This is a genomic window from Paenibacillus sp. PAMC21692 (assembly GCF_014303795.1).
GTDB classification, from domain to species: Bacteria; Bacillota; Bacilli; order Paenibacillales; family Paenibacillaceae; genus Pristimantibacillus; species Pristimantibacillus agaridevorans.
In genome coordinates this window covers 6,856,323-6,878,741 of record NZ_CP060293.1, presented here as the reverse complement: position 1 = coordinate 6,878,741, position 22,419 = coordinate 6,856,323, and the positions used below count along the sequence as shown (strand labels likewise).

17 protein-coding genes are annotated in these 22,419 nt (G+C 53.2%); 13 read left to right on the top strand and 4 right to left on the bottom strand.

Features of this window, described 5'->3' with window-relative positions:
* Nucleotides 1–49: 49 nt before the first annotated feature.
* From H7F31_RS27965 to pruA, 11 genes are all read left to right on the top strand, one after another.
* Nucleotides 50–1,768, top strand: a complete 1,719-nt coding sequence (locus H7F31_RS27965; protein WP_187101467.1) for a methyl-accepting chemotaxis protein — start codon at nucleotides 50–52, stop codon at nucleotides 1,766–1,768.
* Nucleotides 1,769–2,145: 377 nt separating this feature from the next.
* A complete protein-coding gene (locus H7F31_RS27960; protein ID WP_187101466.1) occupies nucleotides 2,146–3,078 on the top strand; it encodes a manganese-dependent inorganic pyrophosphatase in 933 nt (310 codons plus the stop codon).
* Between the two features lie 136 nt (nucleotides 3,079–3,214).
* Nucleotides 3,215–3,514 carry a DUF6509 family protein gene (locus H7F31_RS27955; RefSeq protein ID WP_187101465.1) on the top strand — a complete coding sequence of 100 codons (300 nt, stop codon included), beginning with the start codon at nucleotides 3,215–3,217 and terminating at the stop codon, nucleotides 3,512–3,514.
* 246 nt (nucleotides 3,515–3,760) lie between these two features.
* On the top strand, nucleotides 3,761–5,449 hold the full coding sequence (locus H7F31_RS27950; protein WP_187101464.1) for an S-layer homology domain-containing protein: 1,689 nt from the start codon (nucleotides 3,761–3,763) through the stop codon (nucleotides 5,447–5,449).
* Entirely contained in the window at nucleotides 5,446–9,240 is a 3,795-nt protein-coding gene (locus tag H7F31_RS27945) for a cohesin domain-containing protein (protein ID WP_187101463.1), read from the top strand. Before H7F31_RS27950 ends, H7F31_RS27945 begins: the two co-directional genes overlap by 4 nt.
* A gap of 197 nt (nucleotides 9,241–9,437) precedes the next feature.
* A complete protein-coding gene (locus H7F31_RS27940) occupies nucleotides 9,438–10,322 on the top strand; it encodes an ABC transporter permease (RefSeq protein ID WP_246608756.1) in 885 nt (294 codons plus the stop codon).
* Nucleotides 10,323–10,335: 13 nt separating this feature from the next.
* On the top strand, nucleotides 10,336–11,217 hold the full coding sequence (locus H7F31_RS27935) for a carbohydrate ABC transporter permease (protein WP_187101462.1): 882 nt from the start codon (nucleotides 10,336–10,338) through the stop codon (nucleotides 11,215–11,217).
* Between the two features lie 65 nt (nucleotides 11,218–11,282).
* Entirely contained in the window at nucleotides 11,283–12,833 is a 1,551-nt protein-coding gene (locus tag H7F31_RS27930; protein WP_187101461.1) for an extracellular solute-binding protein, read from the top strand.
* A 197-nt stretch (nucleotides 12,834–13,030) separates the two neighbouring features.
* Nucleotides 13,031–14,818: a cache domain-containing sensor histidine kinase gene (locus H7F31_RS27925; protein ID WP_187101460.1), complete on the top strand. Its 1,788-nt coding sequence runs from the start codon at nucleotides 13,031–13,033 to the stop codon at nucleotides 14,816–14,818.
* 22 nt (nucleotides 14,819–14,840) lie between these two features.
* Nucleotides 14,841–15,968, top strand: coding sequence for a response regulator (locus H7F31_RS27920; RefSeq protein WP_187101459.1), 1,128 nt, complete (start codon nucleotides 14,841–14,843; stop codon nucleotides 15,966–15,968).
* 118 nt (nucleotides 15,969–16,086) lie between these two features.
* On the top strand, nucleotides 16,087–17,634 hold the full coding sequence (gene pruA / locus H7F31_RS27915; RefSeq protein ID WP_187101458.1) for an L-glutamate gamma-semialdehyde dehydrogenase: 1,548 nt from the start codon (nucleotides 16,087–16,089) through the stop codon (nucleotides 17,632–17,634).
* 17 nt (nucleotides 17,635–17,651) lie between these two features.
* On the opposite strand, the gene H7F31_RS27910 is transcribed toward pruA, so the two are convergent.
* The 4 genes from H7F31_RS27910 to H7F31_RS27895 form a co-directional block, all read right to left on the bottom strand.
* On the bottom strand, nucleotides 17,652–17,966 hold the full coding sequence (locus H7F31_RS27910; RefSeq protein WP_187101457.1) for a hypothetical protein: 315 nt from the start codon (nucleotides 17,964–17,966) through the stop codon (nucleotides 17,652–17,654).
* A complete protein-coding gene (locus H7F31_RS27905) occupies nucleotides 17,959–18,327 on the bottom strand; it encodes a DUF6864 domain-containing function (protein ID WP_187101456.1) in 369 nt (122 codons plus the stop codon). The genes H7F31_RS27910 and H7F31_RS27905 overlap by 8 nt, the downstream gene beginning before the upstream one ends.
* Before the next feature lie 195 nt (nucleotides 18,328–18,522).
* A complete protein-coding gene (locus H7F31_RS27900) occupies nucleotides 18,523–19,167 on the bottom strand; it encodes a metal-dependent hydrolase (protein ID WP_187101455.1) in 645 nt (214 codons plus the stop codon).
* An 83-nt stretch (nucleotides 19,168–19,250) separates the two neighbouring features.
* Nucleotides 19,251–19,412 (bottom strand): hypothetical protein, encoded by a 162-nt coding sequence (locus H7F31_RS27895; protein WP_179215307.1) that lies wholly within the window; start codon nucleotides 19,410–19,412, stop codon nucleotides 19,251–19,253.
* A 130-nt stretch (nucleotides 19,413–19,542) separates the two neighbouring features.
* On the opposite strand from H7F31_RS27895, the gene H7F31_RS27890 reads away from it, so the two are divergent.
* Both H7F31_RS27890 and H7F31_RS27885 read left to right on the top strand, forming a co-directional pair.
* The gene (locus H7F31_RS27890) at nucleotides 19,543–21,906 is read left to right on the top strand and encodes a glycoside hydrolase family 95 protein (protein ID WP_187101454.1); all 2,364 of its coding nucleotides are present in this window, start codon (nucleotides 19,543–19,545) and stop codon (nucleotides 21,904–21,906) included.
* A 74-nt stretch (nucleotides 21,907–21,980) separates the two neighbouring features.
* Nucleotides 21,981–22,349, top strand: coding sequence for an ArsR/SmtB family transcription factor (locus H7F31_RS27885; RefSeq protein ID WP_187101453.1), 369 nt, complete (start codon nucleotides 21,981–21,983; stop codon nucleotides 22,347–22,349).
* Nucleotides 22,350–22,419: the final 70 nt, after the last annotated feature.

Below are 22,419 nucleotides of genomic sequence, written 5' to 3'. Positions count from 1 at the left end.
TGTAAGATAGTGTCAGATAATCGTATATTCGGGGAAGGGGCACCAGGCTTTGAATTCTTTACTTACGAGAATGGTCTTGTTTTTCTCATGCCTTATCTTTGCGGCGGTTGCCGTGCTTGGCTTTACTATCTATCGCTCATCCATGAATCTGGTCGAGAATTCGCTCGGCGCGCAGGCGCAGCTCGTGGCGGAGAGCGCGGCGAAAACGATCGATCCTGCCAGTTACGCGGAATTAACGCCGGAAGGCGGGGAGAGCGAATATTATTGGGAGCTGAGAGAGTCGCTTAATAAGCTCAGAGAGGCGAACGGACTTAAATATCTGTATACGCTTGCGAAAGGCGAAGAAAACGGGGGAAACTACTACTATTATATGGTGGACGGTGCGCCGGCAGATGTAGCAGAAGATGACTTCTCACCGATCGGAACAAGGGAAGAAAATGAATATCCCGGCATGATCTCCGCGTTCGAGTCCGGCGAGTCCGTAATCGGAGATTTGTCTGACGACGAGTATGGCGCAACGATTACCGCTTATGTGCCTCTCATGGATAATAGCGGCAGCCTGATCGGGGTCGTCGGCGCCGATTTTGATGCGACGAATGTGTTCGCGCTAATGTCCGCCAACACCCGGACGACGATCTACATCGCCGTGGCCATCGTAGTTGCGGGCATTCTGTTGGTCATTGCGCTCGCGAGCTATCTGACCCGTCCGCTCAAGCGGTTGACTTCGTCAGTCGCGAAGGTGAGAGAAGGCGATATGACCGTCGACATCAAGGTAACGCGCAAGGACGAGGTCGGCATATTGGCACAAACCTTTCAGCAGCTTGTCGCAAGTACGCGGACATCCATCCGCAATATGCGAGACAGCTCGCACCGGCTGCTGATGGCTTCGGAGGATGTGTCGCGGCATGCCAAATCGACAAGCGAAGCGAGCAAGGGGATCGCGGCAAGCATCGGCGATGCCTCGAGCGGCGCTCAGACGCAGGTAAGCCGAGCGTCCGATATGACAAGAGCGGTAGAGGGCGTCGCCCGCAGCATGTCGCGGATAACGGAGTCGGCGTCGATCGTCTCCGACGCGGCGCTGGAGACGAAGCTGCATTCCGACAGGGGGCGCGTACTTATAGGGTCCGCGCTAACGGAAATGAACGCGATCGGCACGGCAGCGGACCGGATGTTCGAGTCCATGAAGCGGCTTGAAACTCGTTCGATCGAGATCGGCGAGATTACTTCCGTTATGGCGGATATTGCCTCACAGACGAATCTGCTCGCGCTTAATGCTGCGATCGAAGCCGCTCATGCCGGCGAACAGGGCCGGGGCTTCGCAGTCGTCGCGGAGCAGGTGCGCAAGCTGGCTGCGCAGTCCCAGACCTTCGCCGTTCAGATCGGGGAGCTGATCGCTTCTACGCAGGAAGAGACGATGAGGCTTGCCTCGGAGATGGAGGGCAATACGGACAAGGTTCGTTCCGGCCTCGATATCGTGCAAGAAGCCGGCCAAGCGTTTTATGCGATTGCGGATGGGCTGGAGTTGGTCAACCAGCAGCTGCAGGAGGTATCCGCGGCATCGCAGGAAGTAACCGCCGAGTCAGAGGAAGTAGCGGCTTCCGTCGAGGAGATGGAACGAATTTCGCGCCATGCGGCCATTCACTTCCAGGGTATCGCCGCAAGCTCCGGCGAGCAGATCGCCTCGATGGACGAGGTGGCGTCATCTGCTGAGATGCTGCGCCATATATCCACCGAGCTGGATTATTTGAACAAGCGATTTACCGTCTAGCAGAGGCGCTGGACGCAGGTTGACCGTATGCTTATAGAGGTTGTTCAAAAAGTCCAATTTTGATTATGAAGTAGTCCAAGAAGTATATCGACATCGAATCTTGAATTCATCAGGGACTTCCGGTGCTCACGTAGCTTCACTACGCTCCGCTCCTCATTCCCTATCTTCATTCAACCTTCTCGGTACTGAAAATCGAACTTTTTGAACTCGCACTTATGTATACGGTCACTACTTTTTTGCATAATTCGGTGTAAAGGTATAGGAATACGGTGGACTTAAGGTTATAATCGAAATTAGTGGAGAACGTTTCTCACAGGTCCGGCGCGGAGGCGGAGTCCTCAGCCAGCGGATCAATAACGATTAAGGGAGTTTGAATCATGGCAAAAACGTTAATCTTCGGACACAAAAATCCGGACACGGACACGATTACTTCGGCAATAGCCTATGCAGAGCTTAAGAGCAAGCTTGGCGCGGACGTTGAAGCAATACGCCTTGGCGAAGTCAACGGCGAGACGCAATACGCGCTCAACTATTTCGGCATCGAGGCTCCTCGCCTGGTCGAAAACGTAGCTGACGAAGCCAAGGACGTTATTCTGGTTGACCATAACGAGCGCCAACAAAGCGCCAACGATATCGACAAAGTACGCGTCGTGGAAGTGATCGACCATCACCGTATCGCCAACTTCGAGACGGCGGGTCCTCTGTACTTCCGCGCTGAGCCGGTTGGCTGCACGGCGACGATCCTGAACAAGCTGTACAAGGAGAACGGCGTCGAGATCCGCAAGGAAATCGCGGGCCTTATGCTTTCTGCAATCATCTCCGACTCCCTGCTGTTCAAATCCCCGACTTGCACGGAGCAAGACGTTGCGGCGGCTCGCGAGCTGGCTGCAATCGCGGGCGTAGACGCTGATGCTTACGGTTTGGACATGCTCAAAGCTGGCGCTGACCTGAGCGACAAGACGATCGAGCAGCTAATCTCTATCGACGCCAAGGAATTTTCCATGGGCAGCTACAAGGTAGAGATCGCGCAAGTGAACGCGGTTGACACGAACGACGTGCTGAGCCGTCAGGTGGAGCTGGAAGAAGCGCTTAACGGCATTATCGCTTCCAAAGGGCTGGACCTGTTCCTGCTCGTCGTAACCGATATTCTCAACAACGATTCTATCGGTCTTGCGCTGGGCTCCAAGGCAAGCAGCGTAGAGAAGGCGTTCAACGTGTCGCTGAGCGACAACAAAGCGTTGCTTAAGGGCGTCGTGTCCCGCAAATCCCAGATCGTTCCTCCGCTGACGGAGACGCTGAGCGCGGAGTAATCAAAAAATGGTTAGCCATCAAAGCCCCTAGAAGAGTAGAAGGGGGACGGGCAGTCCGGGTCTTCGGAAGGAGGCATCGGGCTGCCCTTTGCTATTGGCGACGTGAATCTATAACGATAGAAGGAGTTGATGGCCCGTGTTTACTGTGACATCCTACACGGTGGAGAAATTAAAGGACCCGTTTAACATATTGCCCGGCGAACGGTATGAGTTTGTGCTGGAGCTGGAAGTGGAGGAAGATGACGAGCTTTATCATGACGAAGGGGTATCGCTTCGGGTTGTTTATATGCAGGATAACAACGAAGAACGCGTCGTCAAATATGAATTTCAGAAAACCACTACAGGCGGATACATCAATATGGAATTGGAAGAGGAAGAATTGGCACTGGTGAGATCCTTATGCCATAAGGAACTGTTTGGACCGACTGCGGAATAAACGATATCGCAAAAGGAAAACGGAAACCGCTCAAACGTCAAAATCCTGAATTTTGACGTTTGAGCGGTTTTTCCTTGCCGCAGTTCAAACATCTTAACATATCAGTTGAAATCCTAACATCGCTATATTGTTGGTAACCGAATAGCAGCGGTACACTTTCTACAAGCGGACGAATACGTCCGGCAATCGTTCAAGTTGTCCGCTAACGGAGAATTAACAGACGAATGAAAGGAGAGTGTGTTCGGGTTGCGAACAAAATTTGCTGTGGTTATGACGGTGTTCATCGCGTTGTGTATGTGGTTTACGGTTGCGCATGCCGAAGGGGACGGAAATACGTTGGTTACGCTTACCGGAGAAAGCTCTGCTGTTAAAGTGGGGGAATCCTATACCGTCGAGATCAAGGCGAAGGATGTCAGCGATTTGTACGGGATTGAATTTCAACTGGCGTATGATCGCGCCAAGTTCGAAATGAAAGGGTTTTCTATGTCGGAGGATTATGAGTTCTTCGGAGGCGGGAACGAATGGTTCGGCCAGTCTGGCATTAACTATTACCCGTTGATTCGAAAAGATATTCGGGATGCAGAACACAAGCCAAGCGTTACGCTGGCTTCATTCGAATTCGTGTCCAAACAAGCGGGAACCGGGGAGATACGGCTGGTCAGCGCGGCAGCCGTCAGCTCCGAACAGGGCTTCAACGAATTCGGGTACAAGGACATGAAGGAAATTCCGCTAACGGTGGAAGGGAGCATTACTCTGAGCATTACGGAGCCGACGAACGGTTCCGCCGTTAATCCGGGGCCATTCGGGAAGGTACTGGACAAGCAATTTCTGACCCAATGGCAGACGCAGCCTTATTCAGTCGATTCTGCGCAGCAGTTGATCAAGCTGCTGTCGGATCGCCAGGTTGTCATTGCCGACTCTGCCGCAACCGAATTGCCGTCCGTAATAGACAAGCTTGCCGACTGGCTGCTTTCGATATCGGCGGAGCAATGGAAGGACGCGGCGAAGCTGCCCGAGCTTGTGCGGGAAAGGCTCGAAACGGTTCGGGAGCTTCGCCAGGAGGCGCAACGCCACCGGCTGGCAATCGCTCCGCATAATGATTTGCTGATTGATGCCGTTATCTTGGGGGAAACCGTGACGTTCTCCGAACCGTTCATTAAGTTAATGGATGATTACAATATCGGAATCCGCTTTCAACTGACCGGCTTCAGCGAAGAAAGCGCAGACAAGCTTGGTCTGTACGCTCGGGACGAGCAGACGGGACGATGGCGTTATATGGCGAACGCGAAAAACGACAGTACGAAAAACATGTTCCGTCTGGAGACGGTTGCCTATCGTCAATACGCCATATTGCGATATGACATGCCGTATCGGGACATCGGCCATGTCAATAAACAGACGCGCCAAGCGATTGAACGGTTGAGTCGCCTTCAACTGATGGAAGGCAAAAGCGAATCCAGATTCGCACCGGACGACGTCATGACAAGGGCGCAATTCGCCAAAATGATTACGCTTGTGTTCGGGCTGCAGCGGGAGCCGTATTCGAACAGTTTCGCCGACGTCCATACCGGTCAGTGGCATGCCGACTATGTGGCGGCGGCGCATAAAGCGGGAATTATTCAGGGTTACAATGGGCGATTCGCTCCGGATGAAGCGGTCAGCAGAGAGCAGATGGCAGTCATGATGATGAGAGCTTATGCCATATCGGGGATGGCGCCGGAGTTCGAAGAGAAGTCGTTCAAGGACGAAGATCGGATTGCGGACTGGGCCAGGTCGGCCGTACACCAGGCCAAGGCGCTTGGATTGATTGACGATGCGGAGAGCGTCCTTTTCCGGCCTTCCGCTAAGCTTACACGCTCCGAGGCGGCGGTTATTTTCGCCAATATGCTGGATATTCTCGATCAAGCGGCAGAGAAAGGGGGAGACGCAGCGTGACAAGAAGAAACTGGAGCAGGCGATTAATGGCGGCAATGGCTGCGTTGATGGTGTTGTGGCCGTTCGCCAACAGTGATTTAACGGCGAGTGCAGATCCGGTATCGGACGATCTTGTGTTTGGAATCTATGACTTGCCTAATTCAAGCTTTGAAGAAAGCGAGCCGGATGGAAGCGCCAGCCAATGGACCCTTCTGCAGCCATTGACTGCCGGCGTGACGGCTTCCGTAAGCGATGAGAGGAGCTACAACGGAAGCCGGAGTCTCCAATTGACGGACGGCTCCACGACGGAGACGGTTGCCGTCGGCAGCGTGCCGATTCAGGTTAAGCCGCTCGAGACCTACACAGCGACCGGCATGTTATTTATCGAATCGGGACGATCCAGCTTTTATATGCGTTTTTTTGATGCTGGCGGCAACGGCGTCGGCGATATTGTCGACCACAAGCAGACAGGCCTTGGGGCCTGGCAACAGGTGAAAGTTTCGGGGCAAGCACCTGCAAACGCGGCGTATGTCCGTATCTTCGCCTCGATATCTCCCCTGTGGATGGCTAAGTCTTATTACGACGATTTCAGCATAACCGGCAGGTTTGCACAGGAGCAGGCTATACCGGGTGTTCTTGCGATTGAAGCGGATCCCGTCCTGCAGTCCGAGGAGACGTTGACAGTATCGCTTGGCGTACGTTATGCCGCGCAGCTGCAGACTGTCAATGCCATTGTCGGCTACGATTCGAGTCGGTTCGAGGTCGTGGACGTGAATTTCACCGCCCCCTTCGACACGGGCGCAAGCTCATTGGATACGTCTGCGCCGGGTCAGCTCGTCGTCCATGCGTCGGCAGACACGGGCAATGCGGTCAATGGAGACGGCGGCGTAGCGGAAATCCGTTTCAAAGCCGTTCGTCAGGGGAGAGGGGAACTGACATTGTCCGAAAGCTCCACGCTGGGCAAAAGCGATGCCGGTCAAACCGGACGTATCTATACGCTGCCAAGCGATCAGACGATCAGAATTGAGGTCATCGGCGATCCGGCGGATGTCAATCGGGACGATCGGATCGATCAGACAGATCTGATGATGACGGCGAAGCGGGCAGGGGCCGCCTTGACGGATCAAACGCGTCATCTTGATGTAAACGGAGACGGAGTCATCGACAGAGCGGATATGGAAACCATTGCGTACAAATGGATGGACGAGGACGAAGCGGCTGCAGGCGCAACCTGGCAAGCCGAGGAAGATGTTGTCCCTGTGGCGGCATCGGCGACCGCCATCGCGGATCTCCGTTTCGGAGAGCCGGAAAGCTTGGGCTCGCCCGTGCAGAATGTGGCCACCTTGGATGCCGCATACGGCTATGAAAACGGGATTGCGGTTATGTATACGACCGTTTCGGGCGATCCGGCCGTATTCAACGTGGTGGATCTGCACAATAATGCTCTGCTGAAGTCGTTTCCATTAAACGGAAGCGTCAATGCCTGGTCACATGCCGTGGACCAGAGCGGCAACGTCTATATTGCGGCCACATCCAAGCTGTTCCGCTACTCGCCGTCTACCGGGCAGTTGACGGATCTCGGCGTAGCCATTGCCAGCGAATCGCTTATTTACGATATCGAGATCGACGAGGGAGGACGCGTATACGGGGGGACATCGCCTAGCGGCAAGGTGTTCCGATACGATCCTGCAACCTCGCAGTTTACCGATTACGGCTCCATGGTGCCGGGCAATCAGATCGCGCGGTCCATCGCCTACTATAACGGCAAAGTGTACGCCGGAATTGGACCGAACGGCGCCATTATCCAACTGAATCCCGCCACGGGAGCCAAAGAGGAGCTTGCCTTGCCCGTTTTGGAAGGTGTAGCCGAATATCCGTTTGTGTACGGCCTCGATGCAAGAGGAGATTATTTGTTTGCTTATTTGTACGGGAACGGCATTGACAGTCTGATTATATACGACTTGATAAACGGACAATGGCTGAATGATGTTTATACCGGCGTCAAAGGGCTGCATATGTCGGCTGTCTACGACGGGAAAACGTATTTTGTCTGGGACGGCATGCTTGCGTCCTTCGATCTGACGACCGGAACCGTCCAGACTACCGGAATATCCTATTCCGTCGGCTTGCGCCATACAGGATGGGTGAGTTTTCCGGGAGATCCGCCGGCGGATGGTTCAACGCTTGTCTCCATTCAATACAATGGAACGGTTGCCAAGCTGAATCCGCAATCGGGACGCTCCGGCCAACTTCCGGTTGTCGTACAGGGAGAACCGATCGAAATTCATTCGCTGGAGAAAGGTCCTGACGGAGCTCTTTATATGGGGGCGTTCATGTCCTCTACCGGGGTGCGCTACGATCCGGCGACAGCCTCGTCGTTTTCCTTCCCGATGGGGCAGGCGGAAAGCATGGGCGTACTCGGCAACCGCGTTTATTTCGGCGTTTATCCGGGAGCCTACGTCCATGAATGGGATACAACCAAGCCGCTTCAGACGGAGGCGTCGCAGCCGGATCAGAATCCTCGCTTGACCTTTCATATCGGGAATGAGCAAGATCGTCCTTATGTGATGGAATCTTACGGGACCAAGCTGTTTGTCGGAACGATTCCGGATTACGGCAAGCTTGGCGGCGCATTGGTGGTTCATGACACGTTATCCTTGCAAACGGACGTGTATCGCCATGTGGTCAATAATCAAAGCATCGTAGGCCTAGCCTATCGCGACGGCAAAATTTACGGCTCCAGTTCGATTCATGGCGGCCAGGGCAGCACGCCTACCGAGACATCGGCCAAGATGTTTGTCTGGGATGTCGAAGGCGGGGGCAAAATCTCCGAATTCGAGCCGGACATTCCGGGCGCTTTGAAAGCCCCCATCATGATAAGCGGCCTGACCTTTGGGCCGGACGGTTTATTGTGGGCGGCTGCCGACGGCATTATTTTTGCGCTTGATCCGGATACGCTGGAAGTGGCGAAAAGCAAAGTCATTTATCCGGGCGTGACCGAATACGGGAAATGGCGGCCCATTCATATGCGCTGGGGAAGCGACGGCCTGCTTTATACCGATCTGCACGGCCAATTGACCATAGTGGATACCGCGACGATGGAGCATCGTTCTTTGCCGGTGATCACGCCATTATTCGAGCTGGGCGAAGACGGCAATATTTATTACGCGGAAGCCACCGAGCTCAAAAAAATTCAGATTGCCAGAGCGAATGCCCCTGTACATCCAGGTTCTTTGAGCCTGGAAGGGGATTCGGAGCTTGTGACGGGCCGGCAGGCGTCAATGGCGCTGCTGACCGATCAAGCGAATTCGCTGTACGCGCTTAAGGCGACGATTCATTACGATCCGGCTGTATTTCATTGGGACGGCGTCGTTGCCGGCAGCTTGTTCCGCGACGGCGAACTGTTCTATCGGGAGACGGTGCCCGGACGCATTGAGCTGGTGTTGACGCTGACAGGGGCGAGGAGCATCCGTTCGGACGGGGAAGCTGCTATCCTTCATTTGACGGCGCTGAACGGCGACCCAAGCGCCTCCGTTCGACTTGACGGCCGCAGTCTGCTGCTTGCGGACGATGCGCATATTACGGGCGGATTCTTCCCTGTCGGACAGGACAGGGTATGGGCGGCAGGCGTCTACGAGCCCGAAGATGCGAATCGGGACGGTCTGCTGAATGATGCGGATATTTCGGATGTGGCGCAGCATGCCGGCATGGCCGTCGACGCGGCAACGGCGCGGTACGATCTGAACGGAGACGGCCGGATAGACGTAAAAGATATTGCGTTGGCCGCATACAGAATACGAGGAACGACTTGACTTTATTTACCGCATAAGAACTTTCTCATGCAACTCCGAATCCGTACAACCGCGGATTCGGAGTTTTTTTAATTACAACATCTTAACATTTCACATCAAATACAAACATCGCCTCATTGTTGGATTTTGAGTGCAAACGGTATCATTTAGCTATATTGAGAGACTAAAGACAGGTGGTGCGGAGAGGTATGCGTTTTATGGTTAAAAACCGGGCTTTGTATGTCATGCTGCTGCCGGGTTTGCTGTATTTTTTGGTGTTCAAGTATGTCCCGCTATTGGGCAGCGTCATCGCGTTTCAGGATTTTAATATTTTCCGCGGGTTTATGAACAGCGACTGGGTAGGGCTCAAATGGTTCATTCAATTTTTTTCGTATCCAAACTTGCAAAGATTGATAGAGAATACGTTGGTGATCAGTTTCTACCAAATCATATTTTCGTTTCCTGCGCCGATTCTTCTGGCCGTTCTACTGAATGAATTACGCAATATCGTCTTCAAGCGGGTTGTGCAAACGGTTGTTTATTTGCCTCACTTTCTGTCATGGACGATCGTATTCGGGTTTGTGTACATGCTGCTGTCCGTCCGCACCGGAATCGTCAATCAATCGATCGAGAGCTTCGGAGGAACGGCCGTCAACTTCCTGCAAAAGGCGGAGTACTTCCGCACAGTCATCATCGCGACCGGCATGTGGAAGGAGATGGGATGGAGCGCGATTATTTTTCTGGCAGCGATTGCGGGCATCAGCCCGGGGCTGTACGAAGCGGCCAAAATGGATGGCGCGGGAAGATTCAAACAATTTCTCCACATTACGTTGCCCGGCATGCTGCCCGCGATCATGATTTTGCTGCTGCTGAAAATCGGTCATATTATGGATTTGGGTTTTGAGCAAATTTATTTGTTTATTAATCCGATGACCATGAGCGTAGGAGATGTCCTCGATACTTACTCCTACCGCATCGGAATTCTTGGCGGCAAATATAGTCTTGCAACCGCCATCGGATTGTTCAAGTCTGTCATTGGCTTCCTGCTTCTGGTCGTAGCGAACAGGGTGAGCAAATCGACGACGGGCGAAGGGTTATATTAGGGAGGATATTCGCATGAAAATAAAAAAAACGTTGGCGGAAAGAGCATTTGATACGGGAAATATCATCTTTATGCTGCTGACTTGTCTCTTGGTCGCCATTCCCATTTTGCATGTCGCGGCGGGCTCCTTCAGCGATACAAACGCTCTGATCCATTCGAAGGTCGGGCTGTGGCCCGTCGGGTTCAATCTGGATAACTATCAGCTGGTATTTGAAAGCAAGCCGTTTTGGAGGTCGTTTGCGATCACGCTGCTTATTGTCGTCATAGGGACCAGCATCAACCTGTTTCTGACGGTGCTAACCGCGTATCCGATGTCCAAGTCCTATTTGAAGGGGAAAAAGCTGTTTATCCTGTTTATTATCGTAACGATGATTTTCCAGGCGCCGATGATCCCCACTTATCTGCTGGTCAAAAATCTGGACTTGCTTAATTCCATATGGGGACTTATTATACCGGGCGCGCTAAGCGCGTTTAATCTCATATTGTGCATCACCTTTTTCCGCTCGTTGCCCGAGGAGTTGTTCGAGGCCGCAAGGGTCGACGGAATGTCGGAGTACAGAATGGTGTGGACGATCGCCTTGCCGCTGTCCATGCCGATCGTTATTACGCTGCTGCTTTTTTATGCGGTCGGCCATTGGAACAATTATTATTCGGCGCTTCTTTACATTACGGACACAAGCTTGAGGCCGCTGCAACTGTACTTGTACTTTCTGATGGCCCAATTCGACACCAGCGATCTGCAGACGGGTGCAAGCAGTCTAGTCAGCATGGACGTATCGCCGCAAGGGTTGCAGATGGCAACCATTATCGTGGCCACTCTGCCGATCGTTTTGGTGTATCCCTTCGTGCAGAAGCATTTCATTAAAGGCGCCATGCTCGGCTCCTTGAAGGAGTAAGATTCATTTGATGTCCACGGCTTAAGCCTGACATAATAAAATGGAGTAATTGAGGGGGAATTCAGATGAAAAAAGGAATTAAGACGATGGGTGCATTGGTGCTTGCGGTTGCGTTGACTGCAACGGCTTGTTCGGGCGAGCAGCCAAATACTCAGGGAGAAAACAATGCGCGTAATGACGCCAAACAGCCGGAAACGGCAAGTCCGAAGGAAACGCCAAGCTTCAAGCTGTATGTGTCGGACGTGAACAAGCCGGTGCCTTCGGGCAATCTGCTGGAGGATCGGACAATCAAGTATATGGCGGAGAAGACGGGCATTAACCCGCAAATCACGTTTTTCTCGCACGCCAACTATGTCGATCAGTTGAAGCTGAAATTTGCATCGGACGACTTTCCCGATGTTTATCTCGGGTACGGACTTTCCCAGGGCGATGGCGCGCTGGAGAACGGTCTGATCATGCCTCTCAACGACCTGATCGAACAGCACGGCCCCAATATGAAGCGGGTTATTCCGCAATCGGTATGGGATTCCGTAACGGTTAACGGAGAAATTATGGCGATTCCGCAGCCCAATCACACGCCTTCTTCCCGCGTGCTGTACGTTCGTAAGGATTGGATGGAGAAAGTAGGCGTTACCGCCATTCCGACAACATCGGATGAGCTGCTGGACATGCTTCGCAAATTCAGGGACGGCGATCCGAACCAGAACGGAGAAAAGGATGAAATCCCGTTTACGATGCGCGAGAACTTCTCCTGGACCGGCGATAACATTTGGGGCATGTGGGGCATATCGCCTTATGAGGGAATTGAACTAAACGGCGAGATCGTTCCGGGTTTCCTTCATCCCAATTTCAAAAAAGGACTGGAATTTATGCAGATCATGTACCGCGAGGGACTGCTGGATGCCGAATTTCTGGTAAACTCCACGCCGATCTGGTCGCAAAAAATCAATGCGGGATTGGCTGGTGTCTGGGGGCATGTTCCTTCCGACGGATACAAGTGGCAAGAAAGCCTGACGGAAAGCTTACCGGACGCAGGCGTGGATGTCATCACGATTCCGACACCGCGTGGAACGGGATACGACGGGCCTATCGGTGCAACGGTATTCCCGGTTGACAAGTCGTATCTGATCATGAAAACGGCCAAGGACCCGGCTTCCATCATCAAGTTTTTCGATTGGTTGTACACCGAAGAGGGGCAGCTGTTCACGGAGCTGGGCGTCAAAGGAATCAACTATGCGGAAGAAAGCGGGACTTATTTCTACAAAGCCGAATCCGAGGTGGAGCAGAAAACGGAATGGCGTCAGCAATTCAAAATGCACGGCTATAACGAGCAAGCTTTTGCCGCCAAATATACGGGCCTGATGAAAGAGAAAATGCAGGCGGCCATTGAAATATCCAATGCGGAAGGCATTCCGAGCCTGACGATGGGCATGCCGGCAGTAGGGCAAAATTTATTCAATCTCTATTACGAATATCACGAGCCAGCCGCAAAAATCATTATCGATGGAGCGCCCGTCGACGAGACATGGGATCAGTTCGCGGAGTCCTGGCGTGCGATGGGCGGCCAAGAACTTATTGACGAAATGACGAACTGGTATAATAATAACAAAAAATAAGCTGAACTAGGGCGTGTTTGCAAACCCGCTTAGGGGCATCTGACACCGCCTTTTCGCCCCCTGCTGCGTTGCTTTTTCTTGACGTACCCCGGTACGCCTTCGAAAAAGCGCCTTGCATGGAACGAAAATTCGGCACCATCTGCTCCCTTCGGAGTTTGCAAACACGCCCTAGCGGCTCGATGCGGGTGGTCGATAAAGTGTATATCGTAAATTGGTTTGGCAAAAAAATGAAACGGAAGCTGATTGCGGTTATCTCATTACTTATTTTGTTTGTTGTCAGTTCCACAGGCTATTTATTTTATCAACAGACCACCCGCAAGGTCCAGAACGACGTCATTCGATTAAGCGATCATATATTGAAGCAGGCCAATTTGAATCTGGAGAGATATTTGAGCGGATATTCGGAATGGTTCCTGCTGATCTCCTCGTCTCCGGCCGCGGAGCAATGGCTCAAAATGGGGGCGGAGCGACGTCTGGATGCCTACTATCACTTTCAGGAAATGATCGATATTTATGTGAAGCCGTATATGTTTCAATATCCGGATGTCATATCCATCAGTCTGGTGCACGACAACGGCAACGCCTTTCATTTTGCGAACAAATACGGTTTCAGGCTGAACCATGGCTTTGACCCGGACGAAATGGATTTGCAAGCATATCAAAGCTTTGTCCAGAAGCTGCGTCTCAGCAGCGAATATGTGTCGGTGAGCGGAGAGTCGCTAGAGATCCCCGTATTGACGCTTTATAAAGCAATACGGAGCGGCAAGCATGACGGCTATATGAAAATAGACATTGATTTGCAGCATGCGCTGGACATCGTCAACGAGATGGGGTTGGGGGAGGAAGGCTACGGCTTTATAAGCAATGAGGCTGGCCAAATCGTGGCTCACCATGACCCCGACCTTGTATTAAAGCCGCTCTCGGAGGATATGCAGCAACGAATAGGGCGACAGACGCAAGGATATTCCCTCAAAGAGGAGACGGAAGAAATCATATTGTACCGCTCCATTCCTTCCTCGGATTGGGTGACGGTCGTTGTATTGCCTTACCGCGAATTCGTCTCGATTATTTCTTATATCGGGCGAACGACGGTCATCATTGCGCTTGCCGGACTTGCGGCAGCCGTATTGATAGCTGCAGGCATATCGTCTTCGTTCACAGGAAGGATCGAGAAGCTTCGCAAAATGATGCGGAACACGCGAAACGGCAAGCTGGACTCATATATCGCGATCAACGGTAATGACGAGGTGGCGGAGCTAGGCAAATCGTACAAATCAATGCTGGACGATTTGAATAATACGGTGGACGAGCTGGCCAATTCGAAGATCAAGCAAGAGAAGGCGGTTATGTCTGCCTTGCAGTCCCAGATCGATTCGCATTTTATGTACAACACCTTGGAATCTATCAATTCTTTAGCCCATATGTCGGGGAATTCGGAGATCGAAAAAATTACGATCCTGTTGTCCCGAATGCTTCGCTATACTTCGCAGTTTAATGGCATTGTTGTTATGCTCCGTGATGAAATGGCCCATCTGAACAATTTTATGGATATTATGAAAATACGGCTGAGCGATGATTTTGAATACGAAATTGATATCGAAGAGCAGACGGAAGAAGCCGAATGCTTGAAAGCCATCGTGCAGCCGATCGTGGAAAATAGCGTCAAGCACGGAAAGGTGCCGCTCGACGAGCCGCTGCGAATCGAGGTTGCCGTCCGCAAGCTTAAGCAGGGGAGCGCCGATTATATTGAAATTCGCATTTTCGACAACGGCTCAGGCTTCGAGGCAGGGAAGCTGGACTGGATCAATAAACAAATTCAGCAGATGAACGTGTTCCCGCTGCAATATGCCCATCCCAATGTCGGCCTGCTGAATATTCACTTTCGTCTGAAAATGTATTATCAGGAAGACGAACTGGCAGGCATGAAAGTATACAATCGTCATAACGGAGCGGTCGTGGAGATCCGATTCCCGTTGCGACGTTAGCTCGGCAGGAAGGAGGCGCGTCATGTCGTATTATGCGGTTGTTGTCGACGATGAACATCTGATTCGCAGGAGCCTGACTCGGAAAGTGGGCAGTTATCCCGCTATCAGAGCTGCGGAGGCTTTTGCCAACGGCTACAAATGCCTGGATTGGCTGGATAGCTTTTATGCTGACATTTGCATTACGGATGTCCAGATGTCGCACATGAACGGCCTGGAATTAATTCATCAGATCAATCTTCGTTATCCTTGGATGGTTTGCATTGTCGTTTCCAGCTATGACGATTTTTCGTATGTCAAAACAAGCCTGCAGTTGAACGCCATTGATTATATTCTGAAGCCGATCGAACAAAGCGCATTGAATCAGGCGCTGAACGTTTCGGTGGAACGATTGCGTCGAAGCCGGAGCCATCAGGCGACGGACATTCTGATGAAGCATATTGCGCAACACGCCTTCCTGGTGGAAAGATGGATAACGATCCTGAAGGCAATGCGTGTGGATGAAGCCAAAACGTTAATCGAGGAAACCCTTAGTACGATGGAGCCGTGGGTTGGCCATCGTTTCTACTTGATAAAGGAATTGTCCGAGGCATGGCTGGAATTTGTATGGGGCAAGTTGATCCAGGCCATGGCGCTGCAGCGAGCCGGAGAGCTGTCGTTCTCGAACGATTCGGATGAAGCGCCGCGCGAAGCCGTTCCCAATGCGGACATCCTTCGTGTGTTCCGGGATGCTGCGGGTAGAAGGCTGGAAGAAGGGGCAACGCAAATGTTCACTGTGCTCCGAGGCATCGGAGGCAATCATTCCCATCTGATGGTAGAGCAAGTCAAACGATATATGGAAGCGCATTATGCAGGGAAGATCTCGCTGCAGGACATCGCAGATTCCGTGTCGTTCAGCCGGACGTATTTGGCTAACTTGTTCAAGCAGGAGACTGGGATGACGGTCTGGAATTATTTGCTGGTCATCCGGATGGAAAATGCCAAGGCGCTGTTGAACAGCTCCTTGAAGAGCTATGAAATTGCCGAAAAGGTAGGCTACGACAACAGCATCCATTTCTCCAAGCTGTTCAAAGATTATTATGGCTTGAGCCCGATGGAGTACAGAAGGCGTATCTTGCCGAAAAAAGCGGACGGGACAAATAAAGAAGGGTGAGCTTGAACAATGTATGTGGTATTTGTTATGCTCGCCCCTTTCGCCGCATAAAGTTCAAGAAGAGCTGTTTCAAACAAACAGCGTGAACTTTATCTCTATCGGCAAAGGGGAGAAGCGTATGCGAGAGCCGTTCCGCAACGAACCGTTTACCGACTTCGGAGTCAGCGACAATATCGCGGACTTTCAAGCTGCGCTTGCGCAGGTGGAAGCCGAGCTGGGGCGGGAATACAAGCTCAAGATTGGAGCGGACTGGATCGAAACGACGAACAAACGCAAATCGTTGAATCCGTCGCAATTTACGCAAATGATCGGCCTGGTTTCTCAAGGCGATGAGGAGCATGCCCATAAAGCGATACAGGCAGCCGCGGCGGCCTTCGAGGGTTGGAAGCGAGTCCCGGCCCAAGCTCGCGCAAGAGTGCTCTACAAGGCAGCGGCTCTCTTGCGGAGACGCAAACATGAATTCTCCGCATGGCTGGTCTACGAAGCAGGCAAGAGTTGGGCCGAGGCTGACGGCGATACGGCGGAAGCGATCGACTTTATGGAGTTCTACGGCAGGGAGATGGAACGCCTGTCGGAACGTCAGCCCTTGGTGCCGCTTGCCGGAGAGGACAACGAGCTAGTTTATCTGCCTCTCGGCGTAGGCGTCATTATTCCGCCGTGGAACTTCCCCTTGGCCATTATGGTCGGGATGACGATGGCGGCCGTTGCGGCAGGCAATACCGTTGTGCTAAAGCCCGCAAGCCCCACGGCCGTTATCGCCGCCAAATTTATGGAGCTGCTGGAAGACGCGGGGCTGCCGGACGGGGTGGTCAATTATTTGCCGGGTGCGGGCGGAGAAATCGGCGACTTTCTGGTGGAGCATACGCTGACGAGGTTCGTTTGTTTTACAGGCTCGCGCGAGGTTGGCCTGCGCATCAACGAGAAGGCAGCGGCGACGCGGCCGGATCAGAAATGGATCAAGAGAGTCGTGGCGGAGATGGGCGGCAAGGATACGATTATCGTCGACGAGGACGCCGATCTGGATCTGGCGGCGGACGCCATTACGGCATCCGCATTCGGTTATTCCGGCCAGAAGTGTTCGGCTTGCTCCAGAGCGGTCGTGCACGAGGCGGTCTATGACGAAGTGTTGGGGAAAGTCGTGGAGCGGACGCTTGCGCTTCGCATGGGCAAGGCAGCGGAGCAATCGACGTACATCGGTCCCGTTATCGACGAGCGGGCTTACATTCAGATTCTGAAATATATCGAGATCGGCCGATCGGAAGCAACGCTTGTATGCGGCGGCAACATGGGCAGCAGCTCTGGCTATTACATCGAGCCGACGATATTCAAGGATGTAGAGCCCTACGCGGTTATCGCCCAGGAGGAAATATTCGGGCCGGTGCTGGCGTTTATCAAGGCAGCGAACTTCGAGGCGGCGCTCGACATTGCGAACAATACGGAGTACGGACTGACCGGAGCCGTCATCTCGCGTAATCGAAGCCGGCTGGAGCAAGCGCGGGAGCAATTCCACGTCGGCAATCTGTACTTCAATCGCAAGTGTACGGGGGCGCTCGTCGGCGTTCATCCATTCGGCGGCTTTAATATGTCCGGCACGGATTCCAAGGCGGGCGGCAGAGATTACCTGCTGTTGTTTACGCAGCCGAAGGTCGTATCGGAGCGGTTTTAATTGTTCATAAAATACCCCTAACCGCCGCTATCCTTCGATCTCGATCCGATCAAATAGCCGATAATGGTTGATTCGACGGGAAGCACGACCAACGTCCACATTTCCTTTAAGCCGAAGCCGGGGGAACGGTAGGTTTCCGGCGTCAGCGTATAGACGAGCGCAATGAGAAGGACAAATAATGCGATCGTGCCTACGATATACAGACGAACATTGTCGCCCGATCCGAAAAATTTGCCGAGAAAACCGAGTTCCGCTTTGCGTTTCTCGCTTTCCGCATTTGCCGCTATGATTTTGCTGGCGACTTTGGGGTCCTGGATTTCGAGTTTATTCATGGGCAGGAACCCCCTCGCCTGCATAAAACGTAAAGGTCAGCGCCCAAGAAGAAGCATCGGAATTAACGGTAATCTCATAGCGCAGCGAAAGCTTTCGATTATTCAAAATGCCGAGATGAATCATGTCCGAGCTTCCGATCGGTTTGCCTCTCGGGAAGTTGACGCATGTAATTCGTACCTCATTGTATTTAACGAGTCGGATATCCGTTGTGAAATCATCCTGCTCCTGTATGTATTCGATGCAAAAAACAAATGAGAGCGGATCGTTTTCCTCCGACAACACGATTTCGATCGGATTCATTTCATAGGCGAATACCCTGCCATGATAGACGACCTCGAATCCTCCGGACGTAATTTTCATTGCAATCCCTCCAAAACGATTTGAACTATTGCGGCTTCCTACTACTATTCTACGAAAGCAATGGCGGAGACATGACAACCTCCGAAAAGAGAGATTTGCAGAGAACGTCAGAAACCATCCGATCAAAATAAAAAGCCCCGGTTCAAGCGCGTCTTTCGTAAGACGGGTTTGAACCGGGGCTTGCCTGCAGCTTTATTACCAACGGAACTTGAACGACTTCTTGACCAGCGGGGATAGCCATTTGACGCCGCTTGGCGTCAGAGTGTCGGCGACGAGATGGGAGAGGTAACCCAGCATGGCGGTTATGCCAAGTCCGGGCGCTTTCAGTTGCTCCTCCAATCCCCAGCCTAACCACAACCAGACGGGAAGCATCCAGACGGTATGCGTCATCCCGCGATGCTTGAGCCATGGCGCCCATACGACGAAGGCGCCCAATCCGATCAACCATATCATTTCGTGGATGTAACCATGATAGATCAAATAAATGCCGACGGCGCTGACAAGGGCATTTCGTATCGCTCCTTGCTTCATAACGAGACCCGCCAAAATAGCGGCGATGCTGCCCCCAGCCCAAATGGGAGACAGCGGCTGACCGCTGAAATACAAGTAGGCCGTAATCGCCAGATACAGGATGCCGCCCCATAGGGCGAGCTCCCGAATTCGTTTGCTTAGTTTGGTCAGCTTGCTGCTAAGCATGCTTGGACCGTCAAGATCCGGGGCCAAGGCGGAAAATGCCGCGACGCCTATATACAGGAGGCTGTCCTCCATGTCCGGCGAATGTACGACAAACGCGAGGGCGCCAATGGCCGCCCCGATGATGAGATGAGTCTTCCCTGTCATGATTCTATTTGTCCCTTCTTGTGACTGACTAACTGACTTTGGCTACATGTCGCGGATGATCTGGTTTGCAGGTTACAGCCGGCTTACAGATGCTCCTTATTGACCTGCTCGTTGCGGACCATCTGCTCGAGCTTCTCCACCAGCCTGTCGTGCACGGGATCCTTCCGCCCGATTCCCAGCCATGATTTGCGTTTCTGCGTTTGCAGCAGCTTGAGCAGGTATATTTTCTCTTTTAATGTAAACATCTCCGCCCCTCCTTCTGTCCTTCCTGATACTATCATTATAAAAGTCAATAATTTACCCGTCAAAGTCCTGTAAAACACTCCTTGTCCATTCGCAAAGTTTATATAATGAGAGAAATCACAAAACGAGGAGATGTTGGACTTGTCGACGACACGTAATCGATTATGGTATACAAAGCCTGCCCGCGAATGGATAGAGGCGCTTCCGATCGGATCAGGCAAGCTTGGGGCAATGGTATTCGGCGGCGTTCTCGAGGAGCGCATTCAGCTTAACGAGGATTCGTTATGGTACGGCGGCCCTATGGAGCGGGCTAATCCGGAAGCGGGGAAGGCGCTCGCCGAGATTCGGGGGCTGCTGTTCGAAGGAAAGCTGGATGAGGCGGAGCGGAAGGCCAGGCTGTCGCTAACGTCAACGCCGAAGCATATCGCGCCTTATCAGACATTGGGAGATCTCAAGCTCAGCTTCCATTCGTCGATTAGCGAGACAAGCGAGTACGCAAGAGAGCTTGACCTGGATCAAGGAATCGTTACCGTCGGTTACGAGCTGAATGGCCGCGATTATCGTAGGGAAGTGCTGGCCAGTCATGTAGATGGCGTTATTGCCATTCGCCTGACAGCCGGGACGCCGGGCGCATTAACGTTCGACGCCAATCTTATTCGCAGGCCATTCGAAGGCGAAGCCGGGAGATTGGAGCAGTCGCCAACGGTCTATATGACCGGGCAATGCGGTCCGAATGGCGTCCGGTATTGCATGGCGGCACGAGTCGTTGCCGAAGGAGGAGAGGCTTGCGTCGTTGGCGATTTTCTCTCCGTTAACGGCGCGGATGCGGCGACGCTGTATATTGCGGCTGCTACAACGTTTCGCTGCAAGGATCCCGTCGACACCTGCATCAATGCGCTGGACGCGGCAGCAAACAAAGGTTATGAGGACATACGCCGTGATCATATCCGGGATTACGGCGAGCTGTTCGGGCGGGTATCGCTGGAGCTGGGCGCAGAAGAGGAAGCGGAGAGGCTGCCGACGAACGAGCGGCTAGCAAGATTCCGGGAAGGAGGCGCCGATCCCGGCTTGCTCGCGCTTTTCTATCAATACGGCCGATATTTGCTTATCGCCAGCTCAAGGCGGGGCTCGCTGCCTGCCAATCTGCAAGGAGTGTGGAATGACAGTCATACGCCGCCATGGGAAAGCGATTATCATCTGAATATCAATCTTCAGATGAATTATTGGCCGGCCGAGAGCTGCAATCTGGCGGAATGCCACGAGCCCGTATTCGACTTGCTGGATCGACTGAGGGAGAGAGGAAGCGTCACGGCCAAAGAGATTTATGGCGCAAGAGGTTTCACGGCACATCATGCGACCGACTTGTGGGCCGAGACGAATGTTATCGGCTTACACATGCCAGCCGTTATTTGGCCAATGGGCGGGGCTTGGCTCGCGCTGCATCTATGGGAGCATTACCGCTATAACATGGACGAGACGTTCCTGCGCGAGCGGGCCTATCCGACGCTTAAGGAAGCGGCGCTGTTCTTGCTGGATTTCCTCGTGGAAGATGCTGACGGCAGACTTGTGACAGCTCCGTCCTTGTCTCCTGAGAATACGTACCGTCTGCCGAGCGGTCAGACAGGAAGATTATGCGTCGGTCCGTCGATGGACTCCCAGATCGCGCATGCGTTGTTTACTGCATGCCTGGAAGCGATCGATGTGCTGGATTTCAGCAGCGACACGCGGGAGCGCGACTTCCGGACGGAGGTTGCCGACGCGATCGTCAGGCTCCCGAAGCCGGCGATTGGCCGTGCCGGCGGCTTGATGGAATGGTCGGAGGACTATGAGGAAGTGGAGCCGGGTCATCGTCATATCTCGCATCTATTCGCGCTGCACCCGGGCGAACAAATTACGCCGCGCGGCGAACCGGAACTGGCGGCGGCCGCTCGTACAACATTGGAACGCAGACTGGCTAATGGCGGAGGACATACGGGCTGGAGTCGTGCCTGGATCGTCGAATTCTGGGCAAGGCTCGGCGATGGAGAGGCTGCGCTCCAGCATCTGTCCGCCCTACTCTCAAAGTCGGTGCACCCTAATCTGTTCGGCGATCATCCGCCATTCCAGATCGACGCGAACTTCGGCGGCACGGCCGCCCTAGCAGAGATGCTGCTTCAGTCGCATCGCGGAGAGATCCTGCTGCTCCCGGCGCTGCCGCAGGCTTGGCCGGATGGGAGAATATCGGGACTGCGGGGTAGAGGCGGTTGTGTCGTCGATTTGGAATGGAGCGGCGGGGCGCTTGCAAGAGCGGTGCTTCGTTCGGAGAAAGGCGGCAATTATTTGATCCGGTATGAAGGTGCGGAGCTTGCAGTCGATGATGAATCGCGCATGAGAGCGGGCGGTGAAGACAATGCCGCAGCAGAGCAAGCAATAAGAAGGGAGGCAATGGCATCCCGCGAACTCAGGCTGACGCTAAGCGCAGGCGAGTCGGTGATTCTGGTGCCGGCGTACAGGTAGCCGCAACGTGTGACATTGGCCGCACTCATGGTATAATGGGGCATAATCGAAGAACGATATGGTGGGATGCCCGAATGGACAATGTAACGTCAACGGCTGCATGCGACGATACATGCGCCGGCACGGAAGCGGATATTACTGAAGTTAAGGCCAAGCTGGTCGACGATACGTCGGCGTCGGAATTGGCAGACTTGTTTAAGGCGCTCGGCGATCCGACGCGCGTAAAAATTATTCATGCGCTGCTGCAATCCGAGCTGTGCGTACACGATCTGACGCAAGTGCTGGAGATGGGGCAATCCGCCGTCTCGCACCAGCTGCGGCTGCTGCGCAATATGCGCTTCGTCAAGCGGCGCAAGGTAGGCAAGACGGTGTTTTATTCGCTCGACGACGATCATGTCGAGCAGTTGTTCGTCTTGACGCTGCAGCATCTGCGGCACGAATAACCAGCGGTTTGCCGGCCTCTTATGGCTCCGGTCCTGGACGCATGAAGACCATTGCTCGCGTTTGAGCGTG

What these genes read in the sequence shown, in the direction of transcription:
- H7F31_RS27940 (WP_246608756.1), top strand. Translation starts at nt 9,438, where the DNA reads ATGGTTAAAAACCGGGCTTTGTATGTCATGCTGCTGCCGGGTTTGCTG.
- H7F31_RS27905 (WP_187101456.1), bottom strand. Translation starts at nt 18,327, where the DNA reads ATGAAAATTACGTCCGGAGGATTCGAGGTCGTCTATCATGGCAGGGTA.
- H7F31_RS27910 (WP_187101457.1), bottom strand. Translation starts at nt 17,966, where the DNA reads ATGAATAAACTCGAAATCCAGGACCCCAAAGTCGCCAGCAAAATCATA.
- H7F31_RS27930 (WP_187101461.1), top strand. Translation starts at nt 11,283, where the DNA reads ATGAAAAAAGGAATTAAGACGATGGGTGCATTGGTGCTTGCGGTTGCG.
- H7F31_RS27895 (WP_179215307.1), bottom strand. Translation starts at nt 19,412, where the DNA reads ATGTTTACATTAAAAGAGAAAATATACCTGCTCAAGCTGCTGCAAACG.
- H7F31_RS27935 (WP_187101462.1), top strand. Translation starts at nt 10,336, where the DNA reads ATGAAAATAAAAAAAACGTTGGCGGAAAGAGCATTTGATACGGGAAAT.
- H7F31_RS27960 (WP_187101466.1), top strand. Translation starts at nt 2,146, where the DNA reads ATGGCAAAAACGTTAATCTTCGGACACAAAAATCCGGACACGGACACG.
- H7F31_RS27920 (WP_187101459.1), top strand. Translation starts at nt 14,841, where the DNA reads ATGTCGTATTATGCGGTTGTTGTCGACGATGAACATCTGATTCGCAGG.
- pruA (WP_187101458.1), top strand. Translation starts at nt 16,087, where the DNA reads ATGCGAGAGCCGTTCCGCAACGAACCGTTTACCGACTTCGGAGTCAGC.
- H7F31_RS27900 (WP_187101455.1), bottom strand. Translation starts at nt 19,167, where the DNA reads ATGACAGGGAAGACTCATCTCATCATCGGGGCGGCCATTGGCGCCCTC.
- H7F31_RS27890 (WP_187101454.1), top strand. Translation starts at nt 19,543, where the DNA reads ATGTTGGACTTGTCGACGACACGTAATCGATTATGGTATACAAAGCCT.
- H7F31_RS27885 (WP_187101453.1), top strand. Translation starts at nt 21,981, where the DNA reads ATGGACAATGTAACGTCAACGGCTGCATGCGACGATACATGCGCCGGC.